Consider the following 4,484-nt stretch of genomic DNA (forward strand, 5'->3'; position numbering starts at 1 on the left):
GGCATGTCGGAGCTGATGCGGTTGCGCGAAGATCACGCGAAGCTCGCCCGGATGTTCCTCGAGCTGGAGCGGATCATCGACCGCCCGCAACCGCCCACGCAGATCGCTTTGTTCAACTTCCGCCGCGCTCGACGACGGCAGGTCGATGAGGGTGATGCGCGGCGGCGGCTCGCCGATCAGCTTGCGCCCGGCCGCAGTCGCCGCCGCGCCGTTGAAGCCGATCGCGGCGAGTTCGGGAAAGTCGTGGAGCAGATGCTCGATCCGGTTGTGCTCGGCCTCGCGGATCGCCTGGTCGAGGCCGCCGGCGCGGTGTGCCGACGCGATCACGTCCCACAGGCCGATGCGCCGGGCGGCCAAGCGGTCGAGCCGCTGCTCATAGGGGACCGATTGCAACTCCTCGCCGATCGCGCGGCCGAGCAGCCGCCAGAACTGGTTGGTCGGATGCGCATAATAGCGCCGCGCGGCGAGCGAGGCGTCGCCCGGCAAGCTGCCGAGAACGAAAAGCCGCGCGTCGGAGCGGGCGACCGGCGGCAATCCCGCTTTGAAGCTCAACGATAAACTCCTAATGCCTCGCCCGTGAAACCGACCGACCTCCGCGTCGCCCTGTTCTCGGGCAATTACAATTATGTGCGCGACGGAGCCAACCAGGCGCTCAACCGCCTCGTCGGCTATCTGCTCCGCCAGGGCGTCAAGGTCCGGGTCTATTCGCCGACCACCGACAATCCGGCCTTCCCCGCGACGGGCGAGGTGGTGAGCATCCCGTCCGTGCCGATCCCGAGCCGATCGGAGTACCGGTTGCCGCTGGCGATCCCGGCACGAGTGCGGCGCGACCTCGCCGAGTTCAATCCCAATGTCGTCCACGTCTCCAGCCCCGATATCGTCGGCCACCGCGCGGTGACCTGGGCGCGGCGCCGCAAGATCGCGGCGGTCGCGTCGGTCCACACGCGCTTCGACACCTACCTGGCTTATTACCATCTGCAGGCGCTCGAGCCGCTCGCGCGCGACATCATGCGCCGCTTCTATCACCGCTGCGAAGTGGTGATGGCGCCGGCCGAGTCTACGGCGGTGATCCTGCGCGCGCAGCGGATGAACCGCGACATCATGATCTGGGCGCGCGGCGTCGACCGCGACCAGTTCAACCCCGAGCGCCGGGACATGAGCTGGCGCCGCTCGATCGGCATCGGCGACGACGAGATGGTCATCTCGTTCCTCGGCCGGATCGTGATGGAAAAAGGCCTCGACGTTTTCGCCGACGCGATCCACTTGTTCGCGGAGCGGGGCCTCAAGCATCGCGTGCTGGTAATCGGCGAAGGCCCCGCCCGGCCGTGGTTCGAAGAGCAGCTGCCCGACGGCATCTTCACCGGCGAGTTGACCGGCAACGACCTCGCGCGCGCGCTTGCAAGCTCTGACCTGCTGTTCAATCCTTCGATCACCGAGGCGTTCGGCAACGTCACGCTCGAGGCGACGGCGTGCGGCCTGCCGGTGATTGCCGCGGAGGCGTCGGGAACGACCAACATCGTGCACAATGCCGTCACGGGGACGCTCGTCGACGGCAACGACCCGGAGGAGTTCGCGCTCGCGCTCGAGGCCTACGCGCTCGACCCGGATCTGCGCCGCCGCCATGGCGAGGCGGCGCTGGCGATCGCAAAGACCATGGACTGGGACACGATCAATGCAACCGTGATCCGAGCCTACATGCACGCGATCCGCAAGCGCGAGCGGCTGTCGCGCATGATGGCGCGGTAACTTGAAGTTCCTCCCCGTCACGAAGCGATGGGGAGGACGATCTACTTCACCCGTTCGATCCGTTGCGCGGCTTCGTCGAGGATCGCGGCGATTTCGTGCAGCAGATCGTCGTCGAGGCCATCGCGTCCAACGCGATGGGTGAGCGCCGTCATCAGGTTCCGCACGGCGCGGCCGATCGCTGGGCCCGCCTCGGAACGGTGCGGCTTCAGGTCGGCGAGCCGCTCGATCAGCGCTTCGACCTCGTCGGCACGCTCTTCGAGGTGGGCACGCCCTTCGTCGGTCACCTGGAACGGCTTGCGAGGTCCCTCGCCAGCGGCTTCCTCGATGAGGCCCATGTCCTGCAGCAGGGTAAGTGTCGGATAGACCACGCCGGGGCTCGGCGCATACTCGCCGCCGGTCAGCTCCTCGATCGCGCGGATCAGGTCGTAGCCATGGCGCGGCTCGTCGGCGATCAGCTTGAGGAGCACAAGTCTGAGCTCGCCGCCCTCGAACATCCGGCGCGCACGCCGTCCGCGGCGGTGCCCACCGCGGCCGCCACTCCAGCCCTCATCGCCGAAGTCGAAGTGGAACGGTCCCCAATTGCCGCGCCAGCCGCGCGGGCCCATGCCGAACATGCGCGCGAAATCGCCGAAGCCGAACGCTCCGCTTTCGTCGCAGCCCATCGGCGGAATCGGGGGGATCGGAGGGATCGGCGGCTCGGGAGGATCGTGACGGTGATGGCGGTGATGAGGCATGGCCATTCTCCTGGTGCGATGGGTCTTAGATATATCTTAGCTGCATCTTGAGCAAGCCTGTTGATGCAATTTCCCGTGCGCACCTTATGATCCGCCGTCGATGGCCGACCTGTTCGCCGATCAGGAGCTGCCGAGCCGTGCGGCGGAAGCGCCCGCCGCGGGGGCGCCGCTTGCCGACCGGCTCAGGCCGAAGTCGCTCGACGAGGTCGTCGGGCAGGAGCATCTGACCGGCCCCGATGGGGCGATCGGGCGAATGGTCGCCGGCGGGCGGCTCGCCTCGATGATCCTGTGGGGGCCGCCTGGCACCGGCAAGACGAGCATCGCGCGGCTGCTCGCCGATGCGGTGGGTTTGCGCTTCGTCGCGGTGTCGGCGGTGTTCTCGGGGGTCGCCGACCTCAAGAAGATATTTGCCGACGCGCGCATCGCCGCGCGCGCGGGGCAGAAGACCCTGCTGTTCGTGGACGAGATCCACCGTTTCAACCGCGCGCAGCAGGACGGTTTCCTGCCCTACGTCGAAGACGGCACCGTGACGCTGGTCGGCGCGACGACCGAAAACCCGAGCTTCGAGATCAACGCGGCGCTCCTGTCGCGCTGCCAGGTACTGATCCTGAGGCGGCTCGACCATGAGGCGCTGGAGGAGCTGGTCCGACGCGCCGAAGCGATCGGGGGGCGTCCCCTGCCCGTCACGCAGGAAGCGCGCGAGTCACTGATCGCCAGCGCCGACGGCGACGGGCGGTTCCTGCTCAACCAGGCGGAGACGTTGTTCTCGGTTGAGATTGAACAGCCGCTCGGCCCCGCCGAGCTCTCCGACCTGCTCCACCGCCGCGTGCCGGTATACGACAAGAATCGCGAAGGACATTACAACCTCATCTCCGCGCTGCACAAAAGCATCCGCGGGTCGGACCCGCAGGCGGCGCTTTATTATCTTGCGCGGATGCTCGTTGCCGGCGAGGAGCCGCTGTACCTGCTGCGGCGGCTGACGCGCGCCGCGGTCGAGGACATCGGCCTGGCCGACCCCAACGCGCTTCTGCAGTGCCTGGCGGCCAAGGATATGTACGATTTCCTCGGGTCGCCGGAGGGGGAGATCGGCCTCGTCCAGGCGTGCCTCTATCTCGCCACCGCGCCCAAATCGAACGCGGCCTACACCGCGCAGAAGAAGGCGTGGAGCTCGGCGAAGGAGACCGGCTCGCTGGCCCCGCCGATGCACATCCTCAACGCGCCGACGAAGCTGATGAAGGACGTCGGCTACGGCAAGGGCTACGCCTACGACCACAATGCCGAAGAAGGATTTTCAGGTCAGGATTACTGGCCCGAGGAGATGGAGCCGGAGGCTTTCTACGAGCCCACCGACCGCGGCTTCGAAGCGCGCGTGAAGGAGCGGCTGGATTATTGGCAGCAGCGCCGCAAGGAACTGCAACAAAGCGGCACGGACAAGGGTTGAGAAGCGAGAGGCTGAGCAGGGAGCCAAGCACATGTACCAGGTCGATTCGGGCGCCTACTGGCAGGCGCAACTGATGCACTGGGGGCCGAAGGTCCTCATCGCCATCCTGATCCTCGTCGTGACGTGGATCGTCGCGCGCGCGGTCAAATGGGTGCTGCAGAAGGCGATCGACCGCTCACCGGCGCTCAAGAGGCACGTCACCGGCACTCCCGAGGAGACCGTCGGCCACCAGCTCGGCACGATCGCCAAGCTCATCATCTGGCTGGTCGGAATCATGGCCGCTCTGCAATTCCTCGGGTTCGCGCGGATCCTGGAGCCGATCAACGAGCTGGTCACCGAGATCTTCGTCTTCCTGCCGCGGCTGATCGGCGCCGGGCTGATCTTCTTCGTCGGACTGGTGCTGTCGCGGATCGTCAAGCGCCTCGTCGAGACGGTGCTGACCGCGGCCAACATCGACGGGCTGCTCGCCCGCGCCGGAATCGGGCCTTCCGAAGGCACGGTGCGGACCGATCCGGCCGCGGTGCCGCCGGGAGCAACGCCGGGCGCAACGCGCGCGAGCATCG

5 protein-coding genes are annotated in these 4,484 nt (G+C 67.2%); 3 read left to right on the forward strand and 2 right to left on the reverse strand.

Going from position 1 to position 4,484, the window contains the following annotated elements; translation table 11 throughout:
- Nucleotides 1–552 (reverse strand): DNA-deoxyinosine glycosylase (locus GH737_RS13220; RefSeq protein WP_196233185.1); only part of this gene is annotated, 552 nt, incomplete at its 3' end.
- Between the two features lie 24 nt (nucleotides 553–576).
- Here GH737_RS13220 and GH737_RS13225 point away from each other — a divergent pair.
- Nucleotides 577–1,746 carry a glycosyltransferase family 4 protein gene (locus GH737_RS13225; RefSeq protein ID WP_155265265.1) on the forward strand — a complete coding sequence of 390 codons (1,170 nt, stop codon included), beginning with the start codon at nucleotides 577–579 and terminating at the stop codon, nucleotides 1,744–1,746.
- 41 nt (nucleotides 1,747–1,787) lie between these two features.
- Here GH737_RS13225 and GH737_RS13230 read toward each other — a convergent pair whose 3' ends face one another.
- Nucleotides 1,788–2,480 carry a PadR family transcriptional regulator gene (locus GH737_RS13230; protein WP_230558808.1) on the reverse strand — a complete coding sequence of 231 codons (693 nt, stop codon included), beginning with the start codon at nucleotides 2,478–2,480 and terminating at the stop codon, nucleotides 1,788–1,790.
- A 100-nt stretch (nucleotides 2,481–2,580) separates the two neighbouring features.
- On the opposite strand from GH737_RS13230, the gene GH737_RS13235 reads away from it, so the two are divergent.
- A complete protein-coding gene (locus tag GH737_RS13235; protein WP_155265266.1) occupies nucleotides 2,581–3,921 on the forward strand; it encodes a replication-associated recombination protein A in 1,341 nt (446 codons plus the stop codon).
- A gap of 31 nt (nucleotides 3,922–3,952) precedes the next feature.
- A partial coding sequence (locus GH737_RS13240) for a mechanosensitive ion channel (RefSeq protein ID WP_155265267.1) occupies nucleotides 3,953–4,484 on the forward strand: 532 nt, incomplete at its 3' end.

Origin of the sequence: Sphingomonas segetis, from assembly GCF_009720245.1 — a bacterium.
In the GTDB taxonomy this organism is placed as follows: Bacteria; Pseudomonadota; Alphaproteobacteria; order Sphingomonadales; family Sphingomonadaceae; genus Sphingomicrobium; species Sphingomicrobium segetis.